20 protein-coding genes are annotated in these 24,349 nt (G+C 72.4%); 14 read left to right on the forward strand and 6 right to left on the reverse strand.

The features are described 5' to 3' along the window. Positions 1 to 42: 42 nt before the first annotated feature. Positions 43 to 1,203 carry an L-rhamnose isomerase gene (gene rhaI / locus ACZ3KP_RS03360; protein WP_467495905.1) on the reverse strand — a complete coding sequence of 387 codons (1,161 nt, stop codon included), beginning with the start codon at positions 1,201 to 1,203 and terminating at the stop codon, positions 43 to 45. Positions 1,204 to 1,463: 260 nt separating this feature from the next. Here rhaI and ACZ3KP_RS03365 point away from each other — a divergent pair, with 260 nt between their 5' ends. The 10 genes from ACZ3KP_RS03365 to ACZ3KP_RS03410 all read left to right on the forward strand — a co-directional run bounded on the left by ACZ3KP_RS03365 (position 1,464) and on the right by ACZ3KP_RS03410 (position 12,451). After that, a complete protein-coding gene (locus ACZ3KP_RS03365; RefSeq protein WP_467495906.1) occupies positions 1,464 to 2,981 on the forward strand; it encodes a sugar ABC transporter ATP-binding protein in 1,518 nt (505 codons plus the stop codon). After that, entirely contained in the window at positions 2,978 to 4,054 is a 1,077-nt protein-coding gene (locus tag ACZ3KP_RS03370) for an ABC transporter permease (RefSeq protein ID WP_467495908.1), read from the forward strand. The genes ACZ3KP_RS03365 and ACZ3KP_RS03370 overlap by 4 nt, the downstream gene beginning before the upstream one ends. After that, positions 4,047 to 5,024 (forward strand): ABC transporter permease, encoded by a 978-nt coding sequence (locus tag ACZ3KP_RS03375; RefSeq protein WP_467495910.1) that lies wholly within the window; start codon positions 4,047 to 4,049, stop codon positions 5,022 to 5,024. The genes ACZ3KP_RS03370 and ACZ3KP_RS03375 overlap by 8 nt, the downstream gene beginning before the upstream one ends. Before the next feature lie 116 nt (positions 5,025 to 5,140). Then, complete coding sequence (gene rhaS / locus ACZ3KP_RS03380; RefSeq protein WP_467495912.1) at positions 5,141 to 6,223, forward strand: rhamnose ABC transporter substrate-binding protein; 1,083 nt, start codon at positions 5,141 to 5,143, stop codon at positions 6,221 to 6,223. A gap of 17 nt (positions 6,224 to 6,240) precedes the next feature. Next, a complete protein-coding gene (locus ACZ3KP_RS03385; protein WP_132892476.1) occupies positions 6,241 to 6,561 on the forward strand; it encodes an L-rhamnose mutarotase in 321 nt (106 codons plus the stop codon). 29 nt (positions 6,562 to 6,590) lie between these two features. Then, positions 6,591 to 8,021: a BNR repeat-containing protein gene (locus ACZ3KP_RS03390; protein WP_467495915.1), complete on the forward strand. Its 1,431-nt coding sequence runs from the start codon at positions 6,591 to 6,593 to the stop codon at positions 8,019 to 8,021. A 110-nt stretch (positions 8,022 to 8,131) separates the two neighbouring features. After that, positions 8,132 to 9,157, forward strand: coding sequence for a LacI family DNA-binding transcriptional regulator (locus tag ACZ3KP_RS03395; RefSeq protein WP_467495917.1), 1,026 nt, complete (start codon positions 8,132 to 8,134; stop codon positions 9,155 to 9,157). Between the two features lie 97 nt (positions 9,158 to 9,254). Next, positions 9,255 to 10,556, forward strand: coding sequence for an alpha/beta fold hydrolase (locus ACZ3KP_RS03400; protein ID WP_467495919.1), 1,302 nt, complete (start codon positions 9,255 to 9,257; stop codon positions 10,554 to 10,556). Between the two features lie 80 nt (positions 10,557 to 10,636). Beyond that, the gene (gene sigJ, locus ACZ3KP_RS03405; protein WP_467495921.1) at positions 10,637 to 11,533 is read left to right on the forward strand and encodes an RNA polymerase sigma factor SigJ; all 897 of its coding nucleotides are present in this window, start codon (positions 10,637 to 10,639) and stop codon (positions 11,531 to 11,533) included. An 84-nt stretch (positions 11,534 to 11,617) separates the two neighbouring features. Beyond that, positions 11,618 to 12,451 carry a pentapeptide repeat-containing protein gene (locus ACZ3KP_RS03410; RefSeq protein ID WP_467495923.1) on the forward strand — a complete coding sequence of 278 codons (834 nt, stop codon included), beginning with the start codon at positions 11,618 to 11,620 and terminating at the stop codon, positions 12,449 to 12,451. Here ACZ3KP_RS03410 and ACZ3KP_RS03415 read toward each other — a convergent pair. Further along, on the reverse strand, positions 12,410 to 13,948 hold the full coding sequence (locus ACZ3KP_RS03415; protein WP_467495924.1) for a cytochrome P450: 1,539 nt from the start codon (positions 13,946 to 13,948) through the stop codon (positions 12,410 to 12,412). The genes ACZ3KP_RS03410 and ACZ3KP_RS03415 overlap by 42 nt on opposite strands. Positions 13,949 to 14,056: 108 nt before the next feature. On the opposite strand from ACZ3KP_RS03415, the gene ACZ3KP_RS03420 reads away from it, so the two are divergent. Both ACZ3KP_RS03420 and ACZ3KP_RS03425 read left to right on the forward strand, forming a co-directional pair. Continuing rightward, complete coding sequence (locus ACZ3KP_RS03420; RefSeq protein ID WP_467495926.1) at positions 14,057 to 14,662, forward strand: TetR/AcrR family transcriptional regulator; 606 nt, start codon at positions 14,057 to 14,059, stop codon at positions 14,660 to 14,662. A 93-nt stretch (positions 14,663 to 14,755) separates the two neighbouring features. Continuing rightward, positions 14,756 to 15,484, forward strand: a complete 729-nt coding sequence (locus ACZ3KP_RS03425) for a DUF2470 domain-containing protein (RefSeq protein ID WP_467495928.1) — start codon at positions 14,756 to 14,758, stop codon at positions 15,482 to 15,484. Here the strand turns inward: ACZ3KP_RS03425 and ACZ3KP_RS03430 are convergent. From ACZ3KP_RS03430 to ACZ3KP_RS03440, 3 genes are all read right to left on the reverse strand, one after another. Then, positions 15,452 to 16,654: a lactonase family protein gene (locus tag ACZ3KP_RS03430; protein ID WP_467495930.1), complete on the reverse strand. Its 1,203-nt coding sequence runs from the start codon at positions 16,652 to 16,654 to the stop codon at positions 15,452 to 15,454. The two genes, ACZ3KP_RS03425 and ACZ3KP_RS03430, sit on opposite strands and share 33 nt — an antisense overlap. Positions 16,655 to 16,761: 107 nt before the next feature. Continuing rightward, the gene (locus ACZ3KP_RS03435) at positions 16,762 to 17,790 is read right to left on the reverse strand and encodes a hypothetical protein (RefSeq protein WP_467495932.1); all 1,029 of its coding nucleotides are present in this window, start codon (positions 17,788 to 17,790) and stop codon (positions 16,762 to 16,764) included. A gap of 116 nt (positions 17,791 to 17,906) precedes the next feature. Continuing rightward, positions 17,907 to 19,163 carry an FUSC family protein gene (locus tag ACZ3KP_RS03440; protein WP_361338995.1) on the reverse strand — a complete coding sequence of 419 codons (1,257 nt, stop codon included), beginning with the start codon at positions 19,161 to 19,163 and terminating at the stop codon, positions 17,907 to 17,909. A gap of 214 nt (positions 19,164 to 19,377) precedes the next feature. On the opposite strand from ACZ3KP_RS03440, the gene ACZ3KP_RS03445 reads away from it, so the two are divergent. After that, positions 19,378 to 20,304: a DUF3626 domain-containing protein gene (locus ACZ3KP_RS03445; RefSeq protein ID WP_467495934.1), complete on the forward strand. Its 927-nt coding sequence runs from the start codon at positions 19,378 to 19,380 to the stop codon at positions 20,302 to 20,304. Here ACZ3KP_RS03445 and ACZ3KP_RS03450 read toward each other — a convergent pair. After that, positions 20,232 to 20,879, reverse strand: a complete 648-nt coding sequence (locus ACZ3KP_RS03450; RefSeq protein WP_467496761.1) for a response regulator transcription factor — start codon at positions 20,877 to 20,879, stop codon at positions 20,232 to 20,234. The genes ACZ3KP_RS03445 and ACZ3KP_RS03450 overlap by 73 nt on opposite strands. A 190-nt stretch (positions 20,880 to 21,069) precedes the next feature. On the opposite strand from ACZ3KP_RS03450, the gene ACZ3KP_RS03455 reads away from it, so the two are divergent. Next, the gene (locus ACZ3KP_RS03455) at positions 21,070 to 24,246 is read left to right on the forward strand and encodes a cytochrome P450 (RefSeq protein WP_467495936.1); all 3,177 of its coding nucleotides are present in this window, start codon (positions 21,070 to 21,072) and stop codon (positions 24,244 to 24,246) included. The last annotated feature ends 103 nt before the right edge of the window (positions 24,247 to 24,349 follow it).

Raw genomic sequence — 24,349 nt, forward strand, 5'->3', positions numbered from 1 at the left:
CGAACGGCCCGCAGCCCGCGAATCACAGATCCCGGCAGACGCTTACGCACCCCACCCCGCCTGCTCCCCGCCCACCCGCTCCGCGACGATCTTCTCGGCCCACCCCGACCGCCGGTACGCCGCGATGGGATCGGCGTCCAGCCCCATCTCCTCCCGCACCTCGGCCAGCAACGGCCGCACGTCCGTGTTGTAGGCGTCCATCAGCACCGCGTTCGCCTCCAGCACGTCCCCGGCCCGCTGGGCCGCGGCCAGCGCGTCACGGTCGACGAGCAGCGCCTTGGCGGTGGCCTCCTGCACGTTCATCACGGACCGGATGATCGCCGGGATCTTCGCCTCGATGTTGTGGCACTGGTCGAGCATGAAGGCCACGTCGGGAGTGAAGCCGCCGCCCCGGATCACCTCGTACATGATCCGGAACAGCTGGAACGGATCCGCGGCCCCGACCATGAGGTCGTCGTCCGCGTAGAACCGGGAGTTGAAGTCGAACCCGCCGAGCTTCCCCTCGCGCAGCAGCGTGGCGACGATGAACTCGATGTTGGTGCCCGGCGCATGGTGGCCCGTGTCGACCACGACCTGCGCCTTCGGGCCCAGCTTCAGACAGTGGGCGTAGGCCGTCCCCCAGTCCGGCACGTCGGTGGTGTAGAACGACGGCTCGAAGAGTTTGTACTCCAGCAGCATCCGCTGCCCCTCGCCGAGGCGCTCGTACACCTCGGCCAGCCCTTCCGCGAGCCGGTCCTGCCGGCCCCGGATGTCGTCCTGACCGGGGTAGTTCGTCCCGTCCGCGAACCAGAGCTTCAGGTCGCCGGACCCCGTCGCGTCCATGATGTCGACGCACTCCAGCAGATGGTCCACGGCCTTCCGGCGCACCGCCGCGTCCGGATGGCAGATGCTGCCCAACCGGTAGTCGTCGTCCTGGAAGGTGTTGGAGTTGATCGCGCCCAGCTTCACCCCGCGCTCCTCGGCGTGCTCGGCCAGGTCCGCGTAGTCGTCGACCCTGTCCCACGGGATGTGCAGCGCCACCGTCGGCGCCACCCCCGTCACCGCGTGGACCTGCGCCGCGTCGTCCAGCTTCTCCTTCGGCGAGCGCGGCACGCCCTCCTGGGCGAACACCTTGAAGCGGGTCCCCGAGTTTCCGTACGCCCACGACGGCGTCTCGACGGCCTGGGTCTTCAGCGCGGCCTTCACCGCGGCGGAGTCGGTCACTTCGGAGCTCCTGTGGGACGGGGATGATGAAACGATTCAGAACGGCAAAGTATGAGGCCTGAGCAGGGGTGTCAAGCGATGCGACCGACCCTGTTCTCCGTGACTTCGCCGTGACCTTCGGCTATCGAAATTTTTTCGACACGGACCCATTGACGTGACATGCCCGTGGTGCCTACGGTCCCGGCAATCCAGTTGAAACCTTTCACGACGCCGTGGGGTCGGTCGGAGCACCTTCCGCCCGGTGTCGTCGAGGAGCCTCCATGACCCACCCGTCCGACACGGGACCGGCCCCGGTGCTGGCGCTGAAGGACGTCTCCAAGTCCTTCGGCGCCGTCCGCGCCCTGCGGGACGTCTCCCTGGAGCTGTTCCCCGGCGAGGTGCACGCCCTCGCCGGGGAGAACGGCGCGGGCAAGTCGACGCTGATCAAGACCCTCGCCGGAGTGCACCGGCCGGACGCCGGCCAGGTGCTGCTCGACGGCGAGCCCGTCGTCTTCCACGGCCCCGGCGACGCCCGCGACGCCGGAATCGCCGTGATCTACCAGGAGCCCACGCTCTTCCCCGACCTGTCGATCGCCGAGAACATCTTCATGGGCCGGCAGCCCCGGCGCGCGCTCGGCAGGATCGACCACAAGGCCACCCGCGCGGCCACCGCCGCCCTGATGAAGCGGCTCGGCGTCGCCCTCGACCCCGACCGCCCCGCCCGCGGCCTGTCCATCGCGGACCAGCAGATCGTGGAGATCGCCAAGGCGCTCTCCTTCGACGCCCGGGTCCTGATCATGGACGAGCCGACCGCGGCCCTGACCGGCAGCGAGGTGGCCCGTCTCTTCGGGGTCGTCCGGGCGCTGCGCGAACAGGGCGCCGCCGTGCTGTTCATCTCGCACCGCCTGGAGGAGATCTTCCAGATCTGCCGGCGGGTCACCACCCTGAGGGACGGTGCCTGGATCGCCAGTGAGCCGGTCGACGGCATGACCGAGGACGACCTCGTACGCCGGATGGTCGGCCGCGACCTGGACGAGCTCTACCCCAAGCAGGACGTGCCCGCCGGCGAGGTCGCGCTCAGCGTACGGCGGCTGACCCGCGAGGGCGTCTTCACCGACGTCTCCTTCGACGTGCGCTCCGGTGAGATCGTCGGACTGGCCGGACTGGTCGGCGCCGGACGGACCGAGGTCGCCCGGGCCGTGTTCGGCGTCGACCGGTGGGACGCCGGCGAGGTCGAGGTCAGGGGACGGAAGCTGACCAGCGGCGCGCCGTCCGTCGCGATGTCCGCGGGCCTCGCCCTCGTCCCCGAGGACCGGCGCGCCCAGGGCCTGGTGATGGACATGTCCATCGAGCGCAACATCGGCCTCACCGGACTGCGTACGACCGTGAAGGCGGGCCTCGTCGACCGTGGCGCCGAACGCAGCCGCTCCCTCGACTGGGCGGTGAAGCTCCAGGTGAAGTACGCCCGGATCGCCGACGCCGTCTCCACCCTGTCCGGCGGCAACCAGCAGAAGGTCGTCCTCGCCAAATGGCTGGCGACCGGCCCCAAGGTGCTGATCGTGGACGAGCCCACCCGCGGCATCGACGTCGGTACGAAGGCCGAGGTGCACCGGCTGCTCAGCGAGCTGGCCGCCGACGGGGTCGCCGTGCTGATGATCTCCTCCGACCTGCCCGAGATCCTCGGTATGGCCGACCGCGTGCTGGTGATGCACGAGGGCCGTATCACCGCCGAGATCCCGCGCTCCGACGCCACCGAGGAAACCGTGATGGCCGCAGCCACCGGGAGGGCGGCCGCATGACCGCCACCACCTCCGAACACACCCCCGTCGCCGAGGCACCCGGGTCCGGCGGGACCCGGCTCGTCGACCGCGTCTTCAAGATGCGCGAACTCGCCATCCTGGTCGTCTTCCTGGTGATGATCGCCGTCACCCAGGCCGGCAACAGCGAGTTCCTCTCCGTGCAGGGCATCAAGGACCTGCTGCTCAACGCGACCATCCTGGTGCTGGTCGCCACCGGGCAGTCCCTGGTGGTGATCACCAGGAACGTCGACCTGTCCGTCGGCTCCACCCTCGGCATCACCGCCTTCGCCGCCGGCGACCACCTGCACGGCGGCGGCGACGCGGTCGTCGCGATCGCGCTGGCCGTGCTGCTCGGCATCGGCTGCGGGCTGCTCAACGGCACCCTCGTCAGCTTCGGCCAGGTCCCCGCCCTCGTCGTCACCCTCGGCACCCTCTACATCATCCGGGGCGTCGACTCCATCTGGGTCGGCTCCCGGCAGATCACCGCGGCCGACCTGCCCGGCGGCTTCAACGACTTCGGCTCCGGCGGGCTGTCCGCCATCCCCTGGCTGGCCCTGATCGCCCTCGCGGTCCTGGTCGCCACCGCCTACTACCTCAAGCACTTCGGCAGCGGCCGGGAGCTGTACGCCCTCGGCTCCAACCCCGAAGCGGCCCGCCTCGCCGGCATCCCGGTGCGCAAGCGGATCATCGCCGCCTACACCGTCTGCGGCGCCCTCACCGGTCTCGCCGGGGCGATGTACCTGGCCCGGTTCGGAAACGTCGACTCCAGCACCGGCAGCGGCTACGAACTCACCGTCGTCAGCGCCGTCGTCGTCGGTGGCGTGGTCTTCACCGGCGGCTCCGGAAGCGTCTACGGCGCCGCCCTCGGCGCGCTCCTGCTCACCTCCGTCAACAGCGTCCTGCCCGCCCTCGGCGTCAGTTCCGTGTGGGTCCTCGCCATCAACGGCCTGCTGCTGCTGCTCGCCATCGCCGTGGACCGGATCGTCGCGCTGCGGGTGGCGGCGGCGCTGAAGAAGAAGTCGGCCCTGAAGAGGACGACCGCGACCAGCAAGGAGAACCCCAGCCATGCCTGAGTCCCTGACGCGCGCGGTCCGCTGGGACACCGTGGTCGGCGCGCTGCTGATCCTCCTGCTGCTGTTCTCCTTCGGCTTCGTGGACGGCTTCGGGAACTCCCTCAACCTGTCCTTCCTGATCGGCAACACGCTGCCGATCGCGCTGGTCGCCCTGCCGATGACCCTGCTGGTGGTCGCGGGGGAGATCGACCTCTCGGTCGCCTCGACCGCCGGCCTGTCGGGGGCGGTCATGGGCAAGCTCTGGAACGAAGGCATGGCGATCGAGACGATCATCCCACTGTGCCTGCTGCTGGGAGTGGTCTGCGGGCTGGCCAACGGACTGCTGGTGACCCGGCTCGGGCTGCCGTCGCTGGCCGTCACCATCGGCACGCTCGCGGCCTACCGGGGCATCGCCCAGATCGTGCTCGGCTCCGACGCGGTGACCGACTTCCCGACGCAGTACCTCGACTTCGCGGCGGGCCGGCTCGGTGACACCTTCCTGCCGCGGGCCTTCCTCCCGTTCCTGGTGCTGCTGGTGATCGCCGTGGTGGTGCTGCACGCCACGCCGTTCGGACGGTCGCTGTTCGCCGTCGGGGCGAGCGAGGAGGCTGCCCGGTTCGCCGGGATCCGGGTGAAGCGCAACAAGCTGATCCTGTTCGTCGCCACGGGCTTCATGGCCTCGCTCACCGGGATCTTCTGGGCCCTGCACTACGCCAGCGCGCGGTACGACAACGCGACCGGGCTCGAACTGAGCGTGATAGCCGCGGTGCTGCTCGGAGGCATCGACTTCGACGGGGGCAAGGGGACGCTCGGTGGGGCGATCGCCGGGGTGTTCCTGCTCGGGGCGCTGCAGAACGTGATGAGTCTGCTGAATGTGTCCGCGCAGTCCCAGATCGTCGTGACCGGTGTGTTGCTCGTCGTCTCGGTGCTGGGGCCTCGCGTCGGCCGACAGATCTCGTTGGCTCGGCAGAGGGCTGCGAAGGCCGTCTGAATGCTGCGGGCCGTGTGTGGCCGGTCGCGCAGTTCCTCCCCCAGCCTTCGGCCGGGGGTACCCCCAGCGCCCCTGACGGGGCGCTCTCCTGAACCCTTCTTGCAAAGGAACCCGTCATGCGTAAGTCCTCGCTCCGGCGTGCCGCTGTGGCTCTCGCCGTCGTGTCCTCCCTCGCCCTCGCCGCCACCGCCTGCGGCGGCACCACCAAGAACAACTCGGGCAGCGACGAGTCGGCGGCGGCCGGCTCCACCGCCAAGGCCGACCCGAACGCCGCGCTCAAGAAGGGGCTCACCGTCGGGTTCCTGCCCAAGCAGGTCAACAACCCCTACTTCACCTCCGCCGACAAGGGCGGCGAGAAGGCGCTCACCGAACTGGGCAACAAGTACAAGGAGGTCGGTCCGTCCAGCGCCACCGACACCTCCGGGCAGGTGTCGTACGTCAACACCCTCACCCAGCAGCAGGTGAACGCGATGGCGGTGTCGGCGCAGGACCCGGGCGCCCTGTGCACGGCGCTCAAGCAGGCCATGAGCAACGGCATCAAGGTCGTCACCTACGACTCCGACACCAATGCCGGCTGCCGCAACGCCTTCGTCTCGCAGGCGTCCGCCGAGGACCTGGGCCGTACCGAGGTGCAGCTGCTCGCCCAGCAGATCGGGTACAAGGGCGAGATCGCCATCCTGTCCGCCGCGCAGACCGCCACGAACCAGAACACCTGGATCGGGTTCATGAAGGACGAGCTGAAGGACCCGAAGTACAAGAACGTCAAGCTCGTCAAGATCGCCTACGGCAACGACGACGCCCAGGCGTCCTTCCAGCAGACCCAGGGCCTGCTCCAGCAGTACCCGAACCTGAAGGGGATCATCTCCCCGACCACCGTCGGCATCAAGGCGGCCGCCCAGTACCTGTCCGGCTCCAAGTACAAGGGCAAGGTCAAGCTGACCGGTCTGGGCACGCCCAACGACATGCGCCAGTACGTCAAGAACGGCACCGTCGACGCCTTCGAGCTGTGGGACCCGGCCAAGCTCGGCGACCTCGCCGCCCGTACCGCCGTCGCGCTCGCCTCCGGGCAGATCACCGGCAAGGAGGGCGAGACCTTCAAGGCCGGCGACACCACGTACACCATCGGCAAGGACGGCGTGATCAGCCTCGGCAAGCCGACCGTGTTCGACGCGAAGAACATCGACCAGTTCAACTTCTGAGGCGGGAGCGGTACTTCATGCAGCGCGTCTGTTTCCTCCTCAAGGTCCGGCAGGACCGCATCGCCGAGTACCGCGAACGCCACGCCGCCGTGTGGCCGGAGATGCGCGAGGCGCTCTCCGCCACCGGCTGGCACAACTACTCGCTCTTCCTGCGCGACGACGGTCTGCTCGTGGGCTACCTGGAGACCGAGGACTTCGAGGCCGCCCTCGCCGGCATGGAGGCCACCGAGGTCAACGCCCGCTGGCAGGCCGAGATGGGCCCCTTCTTCGAGTCCCTCGACGGCGCCCGCCCCGACGAGGCGATGAAACCGCTCACCGAAGTGTTCCACCTCGCCTGACGCACGTCCGTCCCCCCCAGGAGCCGCTCGTGAAAAGACGTACCGTCCTCGGTGCCGCCCTCCTCGGTACCGTTGCCGCCCCCGCCCCCGCCCTCGCCGCCGGCCCGGCCCGCGCGGCCGACCCCGGACCGTCGGTGAACAAGAAGCAGAGCACACTGCTCGACGCCCAGGCGATCTTCTTCGTCTCCTACGACGGGCTGGTCAACAACAACTCCTTCCAGAAGAACGGCCTGTTCACCTACAAGGGCCACCAGTACGCCGCCTGGTACACCTCGACCGGCTCCGCGGTGATCGGCCGCCGGGTGCTCGACGGCTCCTCCTGGTCGACCGTCACCCTCTCCCACCGGCTGAAGTCCAGCGACTCGCACAACGTCATCTCGATGGGTGTCTCGAAGGTCGACGGCCGCCTCCACATCACCATGGACTCCCACAGCGACGGCTTCTTCTACGTGAAGTCGGTCGCCGGGCTGCTCGACGACCCCGCCGCCACGGCGTGGACTCCGGCCGTCTTCGGCGCCGTCCAGACCTCGCTCGACGGGGTGCCGCTGACCTCGCAGTTCACCTATCCGCAGTTCGTCGCGACACCCGAGGGGAAGCTGCAGCTCAGCTACCGGGTGGGGATCTCCGGGAACGGCCGCAACGCCCTCGCGGAGTACGACGGTTCGAGCTGGACCGCGCTGGGGGAGTGGAGCAGCTCGACCGGGACCTACACCAGCGCGCACGGCTCCAGCACCGCCCGGAACATGTACCTGCACGGCATCGACTACGACGTCGACGGGCGGCTGCACGCCTTCTTCACCTGGCGTGAGCAGTCGGCGTCCGTGATGTGCGACAGCGGTGGCATCACCAACCACGACACCGGCTACGTCCACTCCACCGACCGCGGCCGCACCTGGCGCAACGACGCCGGCGCCCTGGTCGCCACCACCGGCACCGCGGACACCGTCGCCGTCACCGACTCCGGTCTGGTCGTCGACCCCCTCGACCCCGACCACTCCCTGATGAACCAGGAGAGCCAGTGGACGGACTCCGCGGGCCTCCCGCACGCGATCATCAGCTACGTCCCCGGCCGCTTCGGGCAGTGCACGACGAACTACGTCGGTGACCGCACCGCCCACGGCCGCGCCTTCCACGTCCGCAAGAACTCCGCCGGCACCTGGCAGAAGACCGAGATCCCCCTCGCACTGAACTCCAGCCAGCGCACCAAGCTGGTCCTGGACCGGTACGACAACGCCTACGCGGTCTTCCCCCGCGGCCGGATCGCCGGCGCCTCCCGGTCCTCCGGGTACACCGACTGGGCGCTGCTCTACGACGGGAGCGATCTGAACGCCTTCGGCGAGGTGGTGATCGACGAGCTGCGGGTCAGGACGGACGACGTGCTGTCGTTCATGTACCAGGAGACGTCGAGCGGTACGACCCCCTCGGCGCTCCATGTCGTCGACTTCGCCCTGCCCGCCTGACCGGCTCCGTATGCGAGTCATGTCGTAATGTGAAGCCCTTCCCGGGACGGATTCGCCGCCCGGTGTGAGGGTCTTCCCGCCGCCCGCGTTCTCCTGGAGGTCTCCGCCCGATGGCCCAGTCGGTGGGTATCAAGGACGTCGCCCGCGCCGCCGGAGTGTCGGTGGGTACGGTCTCCAACGTCATCAACCGCCCGGACACGGTCGCCAGTGAGACGCGGGCGCGGGTGCAGTCGGCGATAGACCGGCTCGGCTACGTCCGCAGCGAGTCCGCGCGGCAGCTGCGCGCGGGCCGCAGCCGGATCATGGGGCTGCTCGTCCTCGACATGGGCAACCCCTTCTTCGTGGACGTCGCCCGGGGCGCCGAGCGGGCGGCACGTGAGGCCGGACTCGGCGTGATGGTCTGCAACAGCGCGCAGAGCGCCGGTGAGGAGGCCGAGTACCTCGCGCTCTTCGCCGAGCAACGGGTGCGCGGCGTCCTGCTCACCCCGGCGGACGCCACCGGCCGCAACATCGAGGCGTTCCGCCGGCACGGCATCCCCTTCGTGCTGGTCGACCGGGTCGCCGAGGGCACCACCGAGTGCTCGGTCAGCGTCGACGACGTCGCGGGCGGCGCGCTGGCCGTCCGGCACCTCGTGGACGCCGGTCACCGCTCCCTCGCGTACGTCAGCGGACCGCCGGGGTTCAACCAGGTGCGTGACCGCCGCACCGGCGCGCTGAACGCCCTGGCCGAGGCCGGGCTCAGTCCCGACGCGCTGCGCGAGCTGCCCACCGAGCGGCTCGACGTGGCCGCGGGCCGGGACGCGGGGGCCCGGCTGCTCGGCCTCTCCGACCGGCCCACCGCGGTCTTCTGCGCCAACGACCTGCTCGCCCTCGGCGTCCTCCAGGCGATGTACGCGGCCGGCGTGGTCGTCCCCGACGACCTGGCCATCGTCGGCTACGACGACATCGAGTTCGCCGCGGCCGCCGCCGTCCCCCTCACCTCCGTGCGCCAGCCCGCCGTCACCATGGGCGCCATGGCCGCGGACCTCCTCCTGGAGGAGACCGAGGAACACGACGGGAAACGCCCCCACGAGCACCGCCGGGTGGTGCTCCAGCCGGAACTCGTGGTCCGCCGCTCCAGCCTCGCCGCCCGCTGATCGGAGATTCAGTAACGATTGCGTGATCCCGGGGGCGGACCACCGCCTGACATATGCTGAACTGGGACGCGTCCGTCCGACCGTCCCGGGAGAACCGTTGAGCCTCAGCTACCGCCAGCCCGGCGTCGTCCTCACCGACCGCCACTTCACCGTGCCGCTGGACCACGCCGACCCCGGCGGCGAGACCATCGAGCTCTACGCGCGGGAGGCGGTCGCGAGCGACAAGGCGGACCGGGAACTGCCCTGGCTGCTGTATCTCCAGGGCGGACCCGGTTTCGGGGCGAATCGTTTCGTCGGTCGGCAGGCCTGGCTCGACCGGGCCCTGAAGGAGTACCGCGTCCTCCTGCTCGACCAGCGCGGCACCGGCCGCTCCACCCCGGTCAACCGGCAGACCCTCCCGCTGCGCGGCGGCCCGGCCGCCCAGGCCGACCACCTGGCCCGGTTCCGTGCCGATTCGATCGTCCGGGACTGTGAGGCGATCCGCCCGGGGATCACCGGCGGTGCCCCCTGGACCACCCTGGGCCAGAGCTTCGGCGGCTTCTGCACCCTGACCTACCTGTCGTTCTTCCCCGAGGGGCTCAGTACCTCCGTGATCACCGGCGGTCTGCCCGCCCTCGACGCGCACGCCGACGACGTCTACCGGGCCGCCTACCCGCGCATGGAGCGCAAGGTCGCCGCGCACTACGCGCGCTATCCGATGGACGTCGAGCGGGCCCGCCGGATCGCCGAGCACCTCCTCGACCACGAGACGGTGCTGCCGAACGGCTACCGGCTCACCGTCGAGGCCTTCCAGTCCCTCGGCCAGCTGCTCGGCATGAGCGACGGCAGCCACCGCCTGCACTTCCTCCTGGAGGACGCGTTCGTCCGCACCCCGGCCGGCGCCGAACTCTCCGACGCCTTCCAGGAACAGGTCCAGGGCCTCCTGTCGTACGCGGCCAACCCGCTCTACGCCCTGGTCCACGAACCCGTCTACGCACAGGACGCCCGCCCCACCGCCTGGGCGGCCGAGCGGGTCCGCGCCGAGTTCCCGCAGTTCGACGCGGCCAAGTCGCTCGCGGGCGACACCCCGGTGCTCTTCACCGGCGAGACCGTGCACCCCTGGGTGTTCGACACCGACCCGTCCCTGCGTCCGCTGAAGGAGGCCGCGGACCTGCTCGCCGCCCGCACCGACTGGCAGCCGCTGTACGACCCGGCCCGCCTCGCCGTGAACGAGGTCCCGGTCGCCGCCGCGGTCTACCACGACGACCTGTACGTCGACGCCGGGCACTCGCTGCGGACCGCCCGGGCCGTCCGGGGCCTGCGCACCTGGGTCACCGACGAGTTCGAGCACGACGGACTGCGCACCGGGGCGCCGCGGGTACTGGACCGGCTGCTGGCCCTGGCAAGGGACGAGACGTGAAACACGCGCCCGAAGGGACGCGGCTGACGGCGCGACGGGCCACGATGGACTGATCGGCCGACAGGGGAGGCACGGGGGACATGACCACGGACACGGAACGACTCGCCGAGCGCTTCGAGGAGCACCGCGACCACCTGCGCGCGGTGGCCTACCGGATGCTCGGCTCGCTCGCCGAGGCCGAGGACGCGGTCCAGGAGGCGTGGTTCAGGCTCGGACGCACCGACCCGGACGAGATCAGGAACCTGGGCGGCTGGCTGACCACGGTGGTCGGCCGGGTCTGCCTCGACCTGCTGCGTTCCCGCACCGCGCGCCGCGAGCAGCCGATGGACGACACCTTCGTCCCGGATCCGGTGCTCAGGCCGCTCACGAGCATCGACCCCGAACAGGAGGTGCTCCAGGCCGACTCGGTGGGGCTCGCCCTGCTGATCGTCCTGGAGACGCTGGAGCCCGCCGAGCGGCTGACGTTCGTCCTGCACGACATGTTCGCGGTGCCCTTCGACGACATCGCGCCGATCGTGGAACGCACTCCGGCGGCCACCCGGCAGCTGGCCAGCCGGGCCCGCCGCCGGGTGCAGGGCGCCGCCCCGTCGGCCGATCCCGACCTGGGCCGGCAGCGTCAGGTCCTGGAGGCCTTCCTGGCCGCCTCCCGCGGCGGTGACTTCGAGGCGCTGGTCGCCCTGCTCCACCCGGACGTGGTGCTGCGCGTCGACTCGGGTGCCCTGGTGCGTGGCGCCGCCGCCTCCAAGGTGCTGCGCGGGGCCCGGACGGTGGCCGAAGGCGCCTTCACCTTCCGGCAGTTCGCGGGCACCGCCCGGCTCGCTCTGGTCAACGGCGCGGTGGGCCTGGTCAACGCGCCGGAGGGCGGTCCGCGGTCGGTCATGGCGGTCACCGTCGAGGACGGCCGGATCACCGGGATGTACATCCTCGCCGACCCCGAGCGGTTGGACCGCCTGGAGTTCACCGCCAGGGAGGACTGACGGACGACCCGGGCCGCGAGGGGCCGGTCAGTGGCGCCGAGAAACGCGGGGGACGAGGTACGCGCAGGTCCGTAAACTGGTTCGATGCAAGAACAGATGTCCGACCGGTCGCGGCTGCGCGGGGACTGCTCCCGCTGCTTCGGGCTGTGCTGCGTCGCCCTGCCGTTCACCGCCTCCGCCGACTTCGCGGTGTCCAAGCCCGCCGGGACGCCCTGTCGGAACCTCGGCGGCGACCACCGCTGCGGCATCCATGCCGAGCTGCGGCAGCGGGGATTCCCCGGCTGCACCGTCTACGACTGCTTCGGCGCGGGTCAGCGGGTGTCCCAGGTGACCTTCGGCGGCCAGGACTGGCGCACCGGCTCCGCGCAGCAGGCGCGCCGGATGTTCGACGCCTTCCCGGTCGTACGACAGCTGCACGAACTGCTCTGGTATCTCACGGCCGCGCTCGACCTGCCCGCCGCGCGTCCCGTCCACGGCGAACTGCGGGCGCTGCTGGGGACCGTGGAGGCGCTGGCCCTCGGGACGCCCGGCGAACTCGCCGCCCTGGACGTGGCCGCGCACCGGCGGGAGGCCGACGTGCTGCTGCTGCGCGCCAGTGAGCTGGCCCGCGCGGGCATCCGGGGGCGCCGGAAGGACCGGCGGGGCGCGGATCTGATGGGCGCCCGGCTCAGGGGAGCCGACCTGCGGGGCGTGAGCCTGCGCGGGGCCTACCTCATCGCGGCCGACCTCACCGGGGCGGATCTGCGCGACACGGACCTGATCGGAGCCGACCTGCGCGACGCCGATCTCACCGACGCGGACCTCACGGGTGCGTTCTTCCTGACCCAGCCGCAGGCCGACGCGGCGCGGGGGAGCGCCGGGACCCGGCTGCCGGAGTCAGTCACCCGCCCCGTGCACTGGGCAGCCGCCGTCCGTTGACGCGGACGTGTCCGGCACGGGCACCGGAGCCGGGGCCGGCCGGCGCCGTTCGAGCCGCAGCCGCAGCCGTTCCGGCATCACCGTCAGCCGCTCGGTCACCTTCAGCCGGTAGCCGGGGTCGGGCGTCAGCTCGTAGCGGCGCAGCAGCAGACCGAGCACCAGGGTGGCCTCGTGCAGCGCGAACTGGCGGCCGATGCAGGCGCGGGCGCCCGTACCGAACGGCTTGAAGGTGTGCGGGGCGCGGCCCCGCGCGGCCTTCGGCTCGAAACGGTCCGGATCGAAGCGCTCGGCGTCCGGACCCCACACCTCCGGGTCCCGGTGCAGCATCGGCGTCAGGACCAGCGCCCAGCCGCCCCGGCGCATCGGGTGCTCCCCGGCGAGCACGGTGTCCCGGCGGGCCTCGCGGGCGAAGGCGGGGGCGGTGGGCCACAGCCGCAGCGACTCGTCGAGGACCCGGCGCAGATAGCGCAGCTTGGCGACCTGGTCGTAGCCCGGCGCGGGGGTGTCGCCCCAGACCCGGTCCACCTCGGCGGCGGCCCGGGCGGCGATCTCGGGGTGCAGGGCGAGGTAGTGCAGGGCGAAGGAGAGCGCGCCGGAGGTGGTCTCGTGGCCGGCCACCAGGAAGGTGATCACCTGGCGGCGCACGTTCTCGGCGGACAGCCGCTCACCCGTTTCCGGGTGGGCCGTCTCCAGCATCCGGTCCAGCAGGTCGCCCTGCCCGCGGCCGGTCCGGCGCCGCTCGGCGACCAGGCCGTCGACCGTGCGGTCGAGGAAGGCGATGTCGGCCGCGTTGCGCCGCGAGGCCTCCCGCAGCAGCAGCGGGGCCAGCGGTGAGGGCACGCTGTTGAGGCGCTGCGCGTAGCTGAGCGTGCCGATCATCGCGGTCACGAAGGGGTGCGGGCGGTCCCGTTCGAACGAGCCGAAGTCGTGTCCGAACCCGGTCCGCGCGATCGTCTCCAGGGTCAGCTTGGTCATGTCCCCGGGCACGTCGACCCAGCGCCCGGCGGCCTGCTCCCGGTCCCAGTGATCGGTCAGCCGGCCCGCCACCGACACCATCATGGCGTGGTAGCCCGCCATGGCCTCCCGGCTGAAACCGGGGGCGAGGACGTCGTGCGCGAGCTGCCAGTTCGGCTCGTGGTTGTACGCCGTGAACAGGCCGTCGCCGGCGACCGGGCGCAGGTTGGCGACGCCCAGGCCGACATGCTTGGCGAACCGTGACTCGTCGGCCATGTCGGCGGCGAGCCGGGCGCCCCACACGAACACGAACTCGTTGCCGAACGCCTTGCGCCGGAAGATCGGGCCCAGCTGCCCGGCGAGACGCATCGAGTCCTGGACCGGGGTGCGCCGGTCGACACCGAGGACGTCACCGAGGAACGGCAGCCGGCGCGGCGGGTGCGGTATCCGGTGCAGCTCGGGCCAGCCCTGCTCGGCGCCCCGGAACCCCTTGGGCAGCGGGCCGCCGGTACCCGTACCCGGCTGCGTGACCGTCTCCGCCATGACGCGATCTCCCTCGATGCTGCGGCAGGTTGAGCCAGTTGTACGTGGGTTCAATAGGCGGTCACAGTCTCGTCCCGTTGTTGAACCCGCGTCAAGTAAAGTGCCGACATGGTCGCGAACCAGGGTGAGCGCAGCCGCCGCAGACTCAGCACCGCGGAGCGCCGTGAGCAACTCCTCTCGGTCGGGGCCCGGCTCTTCTCCGAGAGCCCGTACGACGACGTGTGGATCGAGCAGGTCGCCGAGATCGCTGGGGTCTCCCGCGGTCTGCTGTACCACTATTTTCCGACCAAGCGTGATTTCTTCGCGGCGGTGGTGCAGCGGGAGAGTGAGCGGATGCTGCGGATGACGGCGGCCGAGCCCGGCGTCCCCGCCCGGGAGCAGCTCACCGCGGGCCTCGACGTCTACCTCGACTACGTCCGTGCCCACGCCCACGGCTTCCGTGCCTTCCATCGCGCCGAGGCCTCCGGCGACCAGGCGGTGCGCCGGGTGTACCGGCAGGCCCAGGCCGCCCAGGAGCGTCAGATCCTCGCCGCCCTTGCCGCCGACCCGGAGTTCGGTCCCGCCCTGGCGCGGCGCCCCGACGCCCGCCTCGCGGTGCGCGGCTGGCTCGCCTTCACCACGCACGTCTGCCTGGAGTGGCTGCGCACCGAGGAGCTGACGCGCGAACAGGTGCGGGACCTGTGTGCGCGGGCCCTGCTGGGTGTCATCTCCTGACGTGCCGGACACTCCCTGCCTCGCGGGGGGCGCTGTTGGCGTACCCCTCGGACTCCGCTAACTTAGGTGAGGCTTACCTAATGGAGGTTCTGGATGGGTGACGAACAGGCGGTCCGGTCGGCCGGGCCCGGCGCGGCGGAGCAGGCCCGCTCCCTGCTGGCCGTCGCGTGGTCGTGCAGGGTCACCGCGGACGGCGGACGCGAGGAGTTGTGCGGCGCGCACACCGTCGCCGACGACGGCCGGGTGCTGCTGCGCGCGCCCGAGGACGGCGTCCTGCGCGCGGCGGCGCTCTGCGCGCCGCGCGGCGAGCCGTCCGCGGTGCTGGAGTTCGCCGACGTGGCACCCGTCCCGGTACGGGGCCGGATCCGGGCCCGGCTCTGGATGGCCGGCTGGTTCATGCCCGCTGACGGACACCTCGCCTTCCGTCCCACCCGCGTCGTGCTGCGCCGGCCCTCCGGCGCGGTGGTCGTCGACCTCGACGAGTTCGCCGCCGCGCGCCCCGACCCGCTGGCCGCTGCCGAGGCGGGACTGCTGACCCACCTCGCCGACGCCCACCCGGACGCCGTCGAACGGCTCACCCGGCTCGTCGCGCCGGAGAGCCTGCACGCCGCGACCCGCGTCCGGCCCCTCGCCGTGGACCGGCACGGGCTGACCCTGCGCATCGAGCGCACCCGGACCCACGGCGACGTACGGCTCCCCTTCCACGCGCCCGCCGACGACGTCGCCCAGCTCACCGAACGCGTCCACGTCCTGCTGGCCCGGGCAGCCGCCGCGTCCTGCCCGCGGACACTACAGCGGCAGCGCGCAGACGGCGACCGGTGACGCGAACGGCGCGCCCGCGAGCCGGAGCGCACCGCTGCCCGCATCGACGGTGAAGACGCTCACCGTGCCGGACCGCTGGTTGGCCGCGAACAGCAGCCGGCCGTCGGGGGAGAAGGCGATCTGCCGGGGGAAGTCCCCGTGCACCGGCACCGTGCCGATCAGCCGCAACCGGGCGCCGTCCGCCTCGACCGCGTACCGCGCCAGCGTGTTGTCGCCCCGGTTGGCGAGATAGGCGTGGGCGCCGTCCGCGGTGACCAGGATCTGGGCCGGGTAGTTGGTGGCGCCCGCCCTGCTGCCGGAGGACTGCGGCTCGCCGACCGTGAGCCGCCCCTCGGCCGGGTCGTAACCGCACACCGTGACCGTGTCGGCCACCTCCTCGGCCAGGTACGCGTACCGTCCGCCCGGATGGAAGGTCAGATGGCGCGGGCCCGCCCCCGGCTTCGTGTGCGCCTGCGAGACCTCGGTGAGCGTGCCCGTGGCGAGGTCGAGACGGTAGGTGTAGACGGTGTCCGTGCCCAGGTCGACGGCGAGGACGTGGCCGCCGTCCGGGCTGGTGAGGACCTGGTGGGCGTGCGGGCCCTGCTGACCGGGTCCGGGCGCCGGACTGGTGTGCGTGACCAGGGCCGTGCGCTCGCCGAGGGCGCCCGTGGCGTCGATCGGGTGCACGGCCACGCTGCCCGAGGTGTAGTTGGCGCTCAGCAGCCAGCGGCCGGTGGGGTGCACCGAGAGGTGACACGGTCCCGCCCCGCCCGTGCTCCGGCTGCCGAGCACCTTGCGGTCCGCGAGGCGTACGGCGGTGACCCTCCCGTCCGGCTGCTCGTCCACCGCGTACAGCGTGCGGCCGTCCGGGTGTACGGCCAGGTAGGACGGGTCGGTGACACCGGTCAGCGTGCCGGTTCCGGTGATCTCGCCGGTCGCCGGGTCGTAGTCGGCGAGGCCGATGCCGGCGCCCCCGCCGGTCACGGAGGTGTAGGTGCCGAGACAGAGCGGGCGGGGGCCGGAAGCCGGCTGCCCCGGGGCCTTCGCCACCGGGCGGGGCGCGGCGCGGGGTTCCCGGGCGGGCGGCGCCGCCGGGGCCGGGACCGCCACCACCGCCGCGGCGCCCGCCACCGCGCCGACGAACCGGCGCCTGCTCCAGCCGCCGCGCGCCGCCTGCGTACCACTGCCCATGCCCGCACCTCAGGTCGTCGGTCGCCCCCGTCGTCACGGCAACCTTGGCGTGCGTCCACGGCCGAGCGCAAGAAAGGCAACGTGCGTTGCGTATGGTGCAACGAGGGTCACCAGTCGCCGTCCTCCACCGGCTTGTCCGCCGCGTCCTTGAGCGGGACCACCTGCTCCGGGGACGGCTGCTGCCAGGGCTCCAGGTCGTCGCCGAGCCAGTCGCCGACCGGTTTCACCGCACGCAGGGCGTCCGTGGGGGCGAGATCCCGGGCGTCCTCGTCGTAGTAGTCGTACCAGGGCAGGCCCGCACGGGTGTACGCGGACCGGTCCACCGGGGACGGCGGGGGCGCCTCACCCGTGATCCGGCGCCACTGCGGGGGAGTGACCAGGTGCACGAACACGCGCCCCGCCGGGGTTTCGGCCCAGTCCCGCAGCGGCCGGTCGTCCGTGTACACCTCCTGGCGCATCGACCCGCCGACACCCAGACCCATCGCCGCCGGAGCCGCTCCGGGCGCGGCCGCCGCCAGGGGCATGGCCGCGCCGAAGCCCCCGGCCGAGCGTGAGTTGCGGGTCCGCTTGCGGACCAGCCGCTCCCGCCGCAGCCGCTCCTGACGGTGGTACGCGGCGAGCGCCTCCTCGGACAGCGGGAAGGACTGGAGCTGCACCCCGCCCCACACCTCCTCGCCGGTGACCTGCCCCTCCACCGTCGCACCCAGGCCGAGCGGCACCGACACGAACTGGCGGACCGTGCCCCTGCCGGAGTTGATGCCGTCCAGCCACGGCTGCCGGGGCAGGACCAGGTAGTTCTGCGGCCGCTGCGCGAGCCGGTCGCTCCACGGCTTGCCGGACACCGCGCACACCTTGCCCACGCCGACCTGGAGAGCCACCGGCCGCGCTGAACCCGCGAAGCTCAGCCACATCGCCTCGCGCAGGTACACCGGCAGCATCACACCGCCCCGGGCCCGCCACTCGGGCGGGACCGTGTCCGGATGGTCGGCCACCCGCCGGACCGGGAACTCGCCCAGTCCCGGCGGCAGCGGGTGCGTGCCCGTCTCCGGCAGCCGCAGCGTGCGGACGAACCGCACCGCCGCCCCGCCGGGCAGCCGCAGAGTGTTCCCGTCGATCCGCACCGCCGCGTCCGTCACCGGCGTGCCCCCTTCCCCGTCCCGCGGCGCCGTCCGGCACCGTGCCGTACGTCGCCTTCGGGCACCCCACCGTGCGCGGCTGTCACCGCCCGTCCCACGCGGTCCGTCCGCGTCCCTCACAGAGAACGCCCCGGACCACCCGTCCGGTTCCGCCGCAGCTGCTCCGGCACCCCGACCCGCTCGCGCAGCCAGGTCAGCCACGGCGGCCGCTTGGCGCGCTGCTCGCCGGAGACCCGGTCCAGCTCCTCCAGCAGCCGGCGGGTGCGGTGCTCGGTGTCCAGCTCGTCGATCATCCGGTTGACCTCGGTCAGTACGGCACCGAGCAGCTGCCAGTTCCGGTCGTCGCGGCGGATCTCGTCCTGGAGCAGTTCGGCGAGCTTGTCACGGGTGCCGGTCGCGGTGTGCAGTTCGGCGGCCAGCCGGGCCTCGGCCGACTCCGCGTTCTCGCTGATGCTCGTGGTGACCAGCACCGCGAAGCTGACCACGGCGTCGGCGATCTGGGACAGGAGCTGCTCCACGGCCGCCCCGGAGTCGGACGCGAACATCGGTTCCGGTTCGCGGGCCTTGGCGAGGTCGGTGAAGGTCCGGGCCAGCACACGCAGCACGACCGTGCAGATCTCCAGCGTGTCCAGGCCGGTGCGCAGCACCACCCGGTGCAGCAGCCCCTCCCTGACCCGCGGATTGAGCCGCAGGCTGTCCTCGGCCTGCCGCAGCGCCGCGTCCACCTCGATGATCGCGTGATCGAGCCGTCGGGCCTCGTGCAGCCGCTCGGCGGCCCGCTGCCAGGGGGTGAGCTCCGCCGCCTCGTCGCCCATGCGCAGCATCAGCTGACGCAGCCGGCGGGCCAGCCCCTCGATGGACTCCCCGGCCTCGTCGACCCACACCGGGGGCGGCAGCAGCAGATTGCAGGCCATGCCGACCACCGCGCCGATCAGGGTCTCCACGATCCGCGCCCAGGCCGTACTGCTGATCGTGGTGACCCCGAGCACCAGCATGGCGCTGATCGCCACCTCGGGGATGTACTCGTCGACGCGCACCAGGTGCCCCACCCCCAGTGAGGCCACGATCAACAGCGCCAGGCTCCACCAGGTCAGCCCCACCAGCTGGCTGAAGGCGATGGCGACCAGCACACCGGCCACCACCGCGTTGACCCGGCGGAAACCGTTGGTCAAAGTGGCGTACAGGGTCACCTGCACGACCAGCAGCGCGGTCAGCGGGGCGGTGAGCGGCGCCGGTTCCGGGCTCAGGCGGAGCGCGACGACGTAGGCGATCGTGGCCGCGGTGGCCGATCGCAGCGTCTGGACGACCACCGGGTCCCGATGCCGCCGCAGCAGCCGCGGCAGGCTCTCGGCCCACTTCCGTACGTCTTGCATCCCTTGGCCTGTTCCCACTCGCGCGGCACGTCGAACGTATTGTCCACAGATCACTCACGCGCGCTTATGCCTGGATGACCACAGCCGATTACGGAGGGTGCCCGGCGGCCGTGCCCCCGGGCGCACCGCGGAAATCGCCGTGCCCCGGAAGAGCGTGATCGGATACGGTCGGCGGACATCGGGAGTGGGCCGCGGGCAGCGCAGGGGGTGGCGGATGGGACTCGCGGACCTCGGGTCGGTGCGGGCCGTGGCGGCGCTGCGTCATGTGGCCGCGCTGTCCTGCGGACCGGCCCTCGACCCCGGTCTGCGGATCACTCTCAACTTCCACCCCGACCGGCTGTCCGCCGGACGGGCGATCCTGCGCTCGCTGGCCCGTGACGGCGCCTACCACTCGCAGTTCGTCACCGGCACCAGCAACGGCGGGCTCACCGCGCACCCCGGCGGTGACCGCCGGCGCTGGGAGAGCCGGATCTTCGGCGGGAGCTACGACGACGCCGACCCCGCCGAGCGTCCGGTGTACGGGGCGCTGAACTTCCGCCGCCAAGTCGTGGGCGCGGCGCCGCGGTTCGGCTCCTCGCACCTGCGGCTGACCGGTGCGGCACTGCACCGGGCCACCTTCTGCTACCCCGACAGCGCGGCCGAGCCGACGGATTTCGGAGTGGCCGCCGGAACCCACCTCATCGCCCTGGCCGAGGCCGACGAGCAGGACGCCCTGAACGACTACATCGAGACCCAGGTGCACGGCGGGGTACGGCTCGACCGGGACGTGGAGGCCCTCGTCCTGGACGCCTGCTACCGGGGCACCCCCGTGGAGCGGGCCGCCCGGTCGCTGCCGTTCCCGGTCGAGTGGCACCCCGGCTACCGGCTCAGCGTGCCGGAGCTGCGCCGCCACGCCGACTACCGGGGCGCCGAGTACGCCGAACTGGGCGCCCGGATCGCGCAGCAGGGCGTCGTGGACCCCCGGATCATCGGGGACGCGGCCCGCACCGGCAGGTACGAGGTGCAGGACCTGAAGATGGTGTGGCACACCCTGGCCCGCTTCGGCGCCCCGCAAGGCGCGGGCACGGCCTACTCGGCCGAGGTCCTCGACCCGGCCGGGTCCGGCGGCCACACGCCCGGTCTGAGTACGCCCAAGGCATAGGCGCGCGCGACCAGTTCGGTGCGGTTGGCCGCGTCCCAGCGGGCCGACAGCCGGCGCAGATGGTAGGCCACGCCGTCCCTGGTCAGCCCCAGTTCACGGGCGGCCTGGGCGGTGGTGGCACCCCGGGCCAGCAGGGCCAGCACCCGGCCCTCGACCGGGCTGACCCGCGCGGGCCCCGTCTCGGGCGCCTCCCGCTCGCCGGCCACCCGCAGCATCACCAGCAGCGACGGCGTCCCGCCCACGGACTCGCTCACCGGGTCCGCCGTCAGCTCCCCGTACCGCTCGGCCCCGTGGGGCGCCCGCCACCGCACCGACACCTGGTAGCGCGACCGGTGCCGCAGCCGCAGTGCCTCAGCGATCCGCTCCACCTGGGCCTCCTCCTGCGGCCGGAACAGCTCCAGCACGTCCCGGCCGCGCAGCCGCCCCGGAGTCGTACCGCACTCGGCGGCCATCGCCGGGTTGGCGAGCACCACCAGCCCGTACACGTCGCACACCGCCACCGGCACCGCCACCCGGTCGAACAGGGTCAGCGCGCGATTGCGCCACACCACGCCGTCGAGGCCGCCCGTCGCCATGCCCACCACCGCTCCTCTCCCCCTCATCCAAGGCGGCCACCCAGGTCAGAGGCAACTCCATCGGCACGGCGCAAGAACCGAAGGCGACTTTCGACTGCACGTTCGTGTAGTGCCACGGCCGCGTGGCGCGCTCCCCGAGGACCACGCTGGAACGCAGGACTTCCGTACCGCGAAAGGCAGTTGTCGCGCCATGCCCCCCACCGCGCCGCACCCCGACACCACAGACACCCTGCCCGGCGTCCCCGTCGTGGACATCACCGCCACCGGACCCGGCCGCACCCCCATCCAGCAGGTCATGAACCTGATGCGGGAGCACGGCCCGGTCCTGGTACGACGGCTGCACGGACGGGACACCCTGTTCGTCGCCGACACCGACCTGGTCGCGGACCTCGCCGACGAGCAGCGGTTCGCCAAGCACATCGGGCCCGCCCTGGAGAACGTCCGCGCCTTCGCCGCCGACGGGCTGTTCACCGCCTACAACGACGAGCCCAACTGGGCCAGGGCGCACGACATCCTCATGCCCGCCTTCGCGCTCGGCTCGATGCGCACCTACCACCCGGTGATGCTCACGGTCGCCCGCCGCCTGATCGAGGCCTGGGACCGCGCCGCCCGCGACGGCCGCCCGGTCGACGTGCCGGACGACATGACCCGGATGACCCTCGACACCATCGGCCTCGCCGGGTTCGGCTACGACTTCGGCTCCTTCGAACGCACCGAACCCCACCCCTTCGTCGAGTCCATGGTCCGCTGCCTGGAGTGGAGCATGACCCGCCTGGCCCGCACGCCCGGCACCGACCACTCGGCCGCCGACGCCGCCTTCCGGGACGACGCCGGCTACCTCGCCCAGGTCGTGGACGACGTCATCGCCTCCCGCACCGGCACCGACCAGAGCACGGCCGAGGACCTGCTCGGCCTGATGCTCTCCGCCCGGCACCCCGCCGACGGCGCCACCCTGGACCGGGCCAACATCCGCAACCAGGTCATCACCTTTCTCATCGCCGGGCACGAGACCACCTCCGGCGCGATGTCCTTCGCCCTGTACTACCTCGCCAAGCACCCCACCGCGCTCCGGCTGGTACAGCGCGAGGCGGACGCCCTGTGGGGCGACACGCCCGACCCCGAGCCCACCTACGACGAGGTCGGCCGCCTCGCCTACACCCGTCAGGTGCTCAACGAGGCACTGCGGCTGTGGCCGACCGCCGCCGCGTTCAGCCGGCACGCCCTCGACGACACCCTGCTCGGCGGACGGGTGCCGCTGACGGCGGGGCAGTCCGTGACCGTGCTCGCCCCGATGCTGCACCGGCAGCCGGTCTGGGGCGACAACCCCGAGCTCTTCGACCCCTCCCGGTTCACCCCGGAGGCCGAGGCGGCCCGCCCGGTGCACGCCTTCAAGCCCTTCGGCACCGGTGAACGCGCCTGCATCGGCCGGCAGTTCGCCCTGCACGAGGCGACCATGCTGCTGGCCCTGCTGGTGCACCGTTACCGGATCCAGGACCACGCGCGGTACGCCCTCACCGTCAAGGAGACCCTCACCCTCAAGCCCGAGGGCTTCACCCTGACCCTCGTCCCGCGCACCCCCGCCGACCGCCTCCACCCGCCGCTGCCCGGCACCGCGCCGACCGCCGACCGGAACCCGGGGGAGGCAGCCGCTCTCCCGGCCCGCGTCCGCACCGGCACCGGCGCCCTCCTGCTGCACGGCAGCAACTACGGCACCTGCCGGGACCTCGCCGCCCGGCTCGCCGACGAGGCCGCCGACCTCGGCTGCGACACCGAGGTGGCGGCGCTGGACGCGTACGCCACCGGTCTCCCGGCGAACCGCCCCGTCGTCATCACCGCCGCCTCCTACAACGGCCGCCCCACCGACGACGCCACCGCCTTCGCGGCCTGGCTCGACAGTGCCCCGGACCTGACCGGCGTCACCTACGCGGTGCTCGGCGTCGGCGACCGCAACTGGGCCGCCACCTACCAGCACTTCCCCACCCGGATCGACACCCGCCTGGCCGAGCTGGGCGCCCGCCGACTCACCGACCGCGTCGCCGCCGACGCCTCCGGCGACCTGCCCGGCACGGTCCGCGACTTCACCGCACGGCTGCGCACCGCCCTGCTGGAGCGGTACGGCGACCCCGACGCGGCCCCCTCGACGGACCCGGAGCCCACCACCGCGTACCAGGTCAGGACCCTGACCGGCGGCCCCCTCGACGCCGTCGCCGCACGCCACGGTCTGGTCCCGATGACGGTCACCGAGGCGTACGACCTCACCGCCGCCGGCCACCCCCGCACCAAACGCTTCCTGCGGGTGGCGCTGCCGGACGGCGTCACCTACCGCACCGCCGACCACCTGACCGTGCTCCCCGTCAACGCCCCGGCGCTGGTCACTCGCGCGGCCGCCGCTCTCGGTGCGGACCTGGACGCCGTGCTCGACATCCGCGCCACCCGGCCCCGGCGTGACGGCCTCGCGGTCGACCGCCCGCTGACGGTGCGCGAACTCCTCACCCACCACGTCGAGTTGCAGGAGCGGCCGAACGCCGGGCAGCTGTCCCTGCTGGCCGAGGCCAACCCCTGCCCGCCGGAGAGGGCCGCGCTCGCCGCCCTGGCCGACGACCCGCGCACCCCGGCCGACGACCCGCGCACCCTGGTCGAGGTCGTCGAGGACCACCCGGCACTGCGCGGCGCCCTCGACTGGCCCCGTCTGCTGGACCTGCTGACCCCGCTCAGGCCGCGCCACTACTCGATCTCGTCGTCCCCGGCCGTCGACCCCCGCCATGCCGACCTGATGGTCTCCCTCCTGGAGGCCCCCGCCAGGTCCGGCAAGGGCCGCTACCGGGGCACCGGCTCCGGCCACCTGACGTCGCTGCGCCCCGGCGACACCCTGCTCGCCCGCGTGCAGCCCTGCCGGGAGGCCTTCCGCGTCGACCACACCGTCCCGGTGGTCATGATCGCCGCGGGCACCGGCCTGGCCCCGTTCCGCGGCGCCGTCGCCGACCGCGCGGCAGCCCGCGCCAAGGGCGCCGAACTCCCGCCCGCACTCTGCTACTTCGGCTGCGACGCGGCCGACGCGGACTTCCTGCACGCAGGGGAGCTGCGCACGGCGCAGGCGGCCGGTGCCGTCTGCCTGCGCCCGGCCTTCAGCACGGCGGGCACCTTCGTCCAGCACCGCGTCGCCGCCGAGGCCGACGAGGTGTGGGCCCTGCTGGCGGCGGGTGCGAAGGTGTACGTCTGCGGCGACGGCGGCAGGATGGCGCCGGGCGTCCGGGAGGCGTTCCGTACGATGTACCGCGACCGCACGCCGGGAGGCGACGCCGAGCAGTGGCTGAACTCCCTGGTGGCGGAGGGTCGCTACGTGGAGGATGTGTACGCGGCGAACTGACCGGCCCCCGCCGGGCCGGCGGCTCACCGCGCCCACTGCGCCCCCGGTTCCCGAGTCCCTTAGCTCACATCGTGAACTAAGGGTTGGGGAAATATCGCTTTCT

The sequence above is a fragment of the Streptomyces sp. NPDC020958 genome (genome assembly GCF_055562175.1).

Excerpts from the sequence above, each read along its gene's own strand:
- ACZ3KP_RS03375 (WP_467495910.1), top strand. The coding sequence starts at position 4,047 with ATGCCTGAGTCCCTGACGCGCGCGGTCCGCTGGGACACCGTGGTCGGC.
- ACZ3KP_RS03430 (WP_467495930.1), bottom strand. The coding sequence starts at position 16,654 with ATGGGCAGTGGTACGCAGGCGGCGCGCGGCGGCTGGAGCAGGCGCCGG.
- ACZ3KP_RS03425 (WP_467495928.1), top strand. The coding sequence starts at position 14,756 with ATGGGTGACGAACAGGCGGTCCGGTCGGCCGGGCCCGGCGCGGCGGAG.
- ACZ3KP_RS03365 (WP_467495906.1), top strand. The coding sequence starts at position 1,464 with ATGACCCACCCGTCCGACACGGGACCGGCCCCGGTGCTGGCGCTGAAG.
- ACZ3KP_RS03395 (WP_467495917.1), top strand. The coding sequence starts at position 8,132 with ATGGCCCAGTCGGTGGGTATCAAGGACGTCGCCCGCGCCGCCGGAGTG.
- ACZ3KP_RS03455 (WP_467495936.1), top strand. The coding sequence starts at position 21,070 with ATGCCCCCCACCGCGCCGCACCCCGACACCACAGACACCCTGCCCGGC.
- ACZ3KP_RS03385 (WP_132892476.1), top strand. The coding sequence starts at position 6,241 with ATGCAGCGCGTCTGTTTCCTCCTCAAGGTCCGGCAGGACCGCATCGCC.
- ACZ3KP_RS03370 (WP_467495908.1), top strand. The coding sequence starts at position 2,978 with ATGACCGCCACCACCTCCGAACACACCCCCGTCGCCGAGGCACCCGGG.
- ACZ3KP_RS03410 (WP_467495923.1), top strand. The coding sequence starts at position 11,618 with ATGCAAGAACAGATGTCCGACCGGTCGCGGCTGCGCGGGGACTGCTCC.
- ACZ3KP_RS03440 (WP_361338995.1), bottom strand. The coding sequence starts at position 19,163 with ATGCAAGACGTACGGAAGTGGGCCGAGAGCCTGCCGCGGCTGCTGCGG.
- sigJ (WP_467495921.1), top strand. The coding sequence starts at position 10,637 with ATGACCACGGACACGGAACGACTCGCCGAGCGCTTCGAGGAGCACCGC.
- ACZ3KP_RS03420 (WP_467495926.1), top strand. The coding sequence starts at position 14,057 with ATGGTCGCGAACCAGGGTGAGCGCAGCCGCCGCAGACTCAGCACCGCG.
- rhaS (WP_467495912.1), top strand. The coding sequence starts at position 5,141 with ATGCGTAAGTCCTCGCTCCGGCGTGCCGCTGTGGCTCTCGCCGTCGTG.
- ACZ3KP_RS03415 (WP_467495924.1), bottom strand. The coding sequence starts at position 13,948 with ATGGCGGAGACGGTCACGCAGCCGGGTACGGGTACCGGCGGCCCGCTG.
- ACZ3KP_RS03450 (WP_467496761.1), bottom strand. The coding sequence starts at position 20,879 with ATGGCGACGGGCGGCCTCGACGGCGTGGTGTGGCGCAATCGCGCGCTG.
- ACZ3KP_RS03445 (WP_467495934.1), top strand. The coding sequence starts at position 19,378 with ATGGGACTCGCGGACCTCGGGTCGGTGCGGGCCGTGGCGGCGCTGCGT.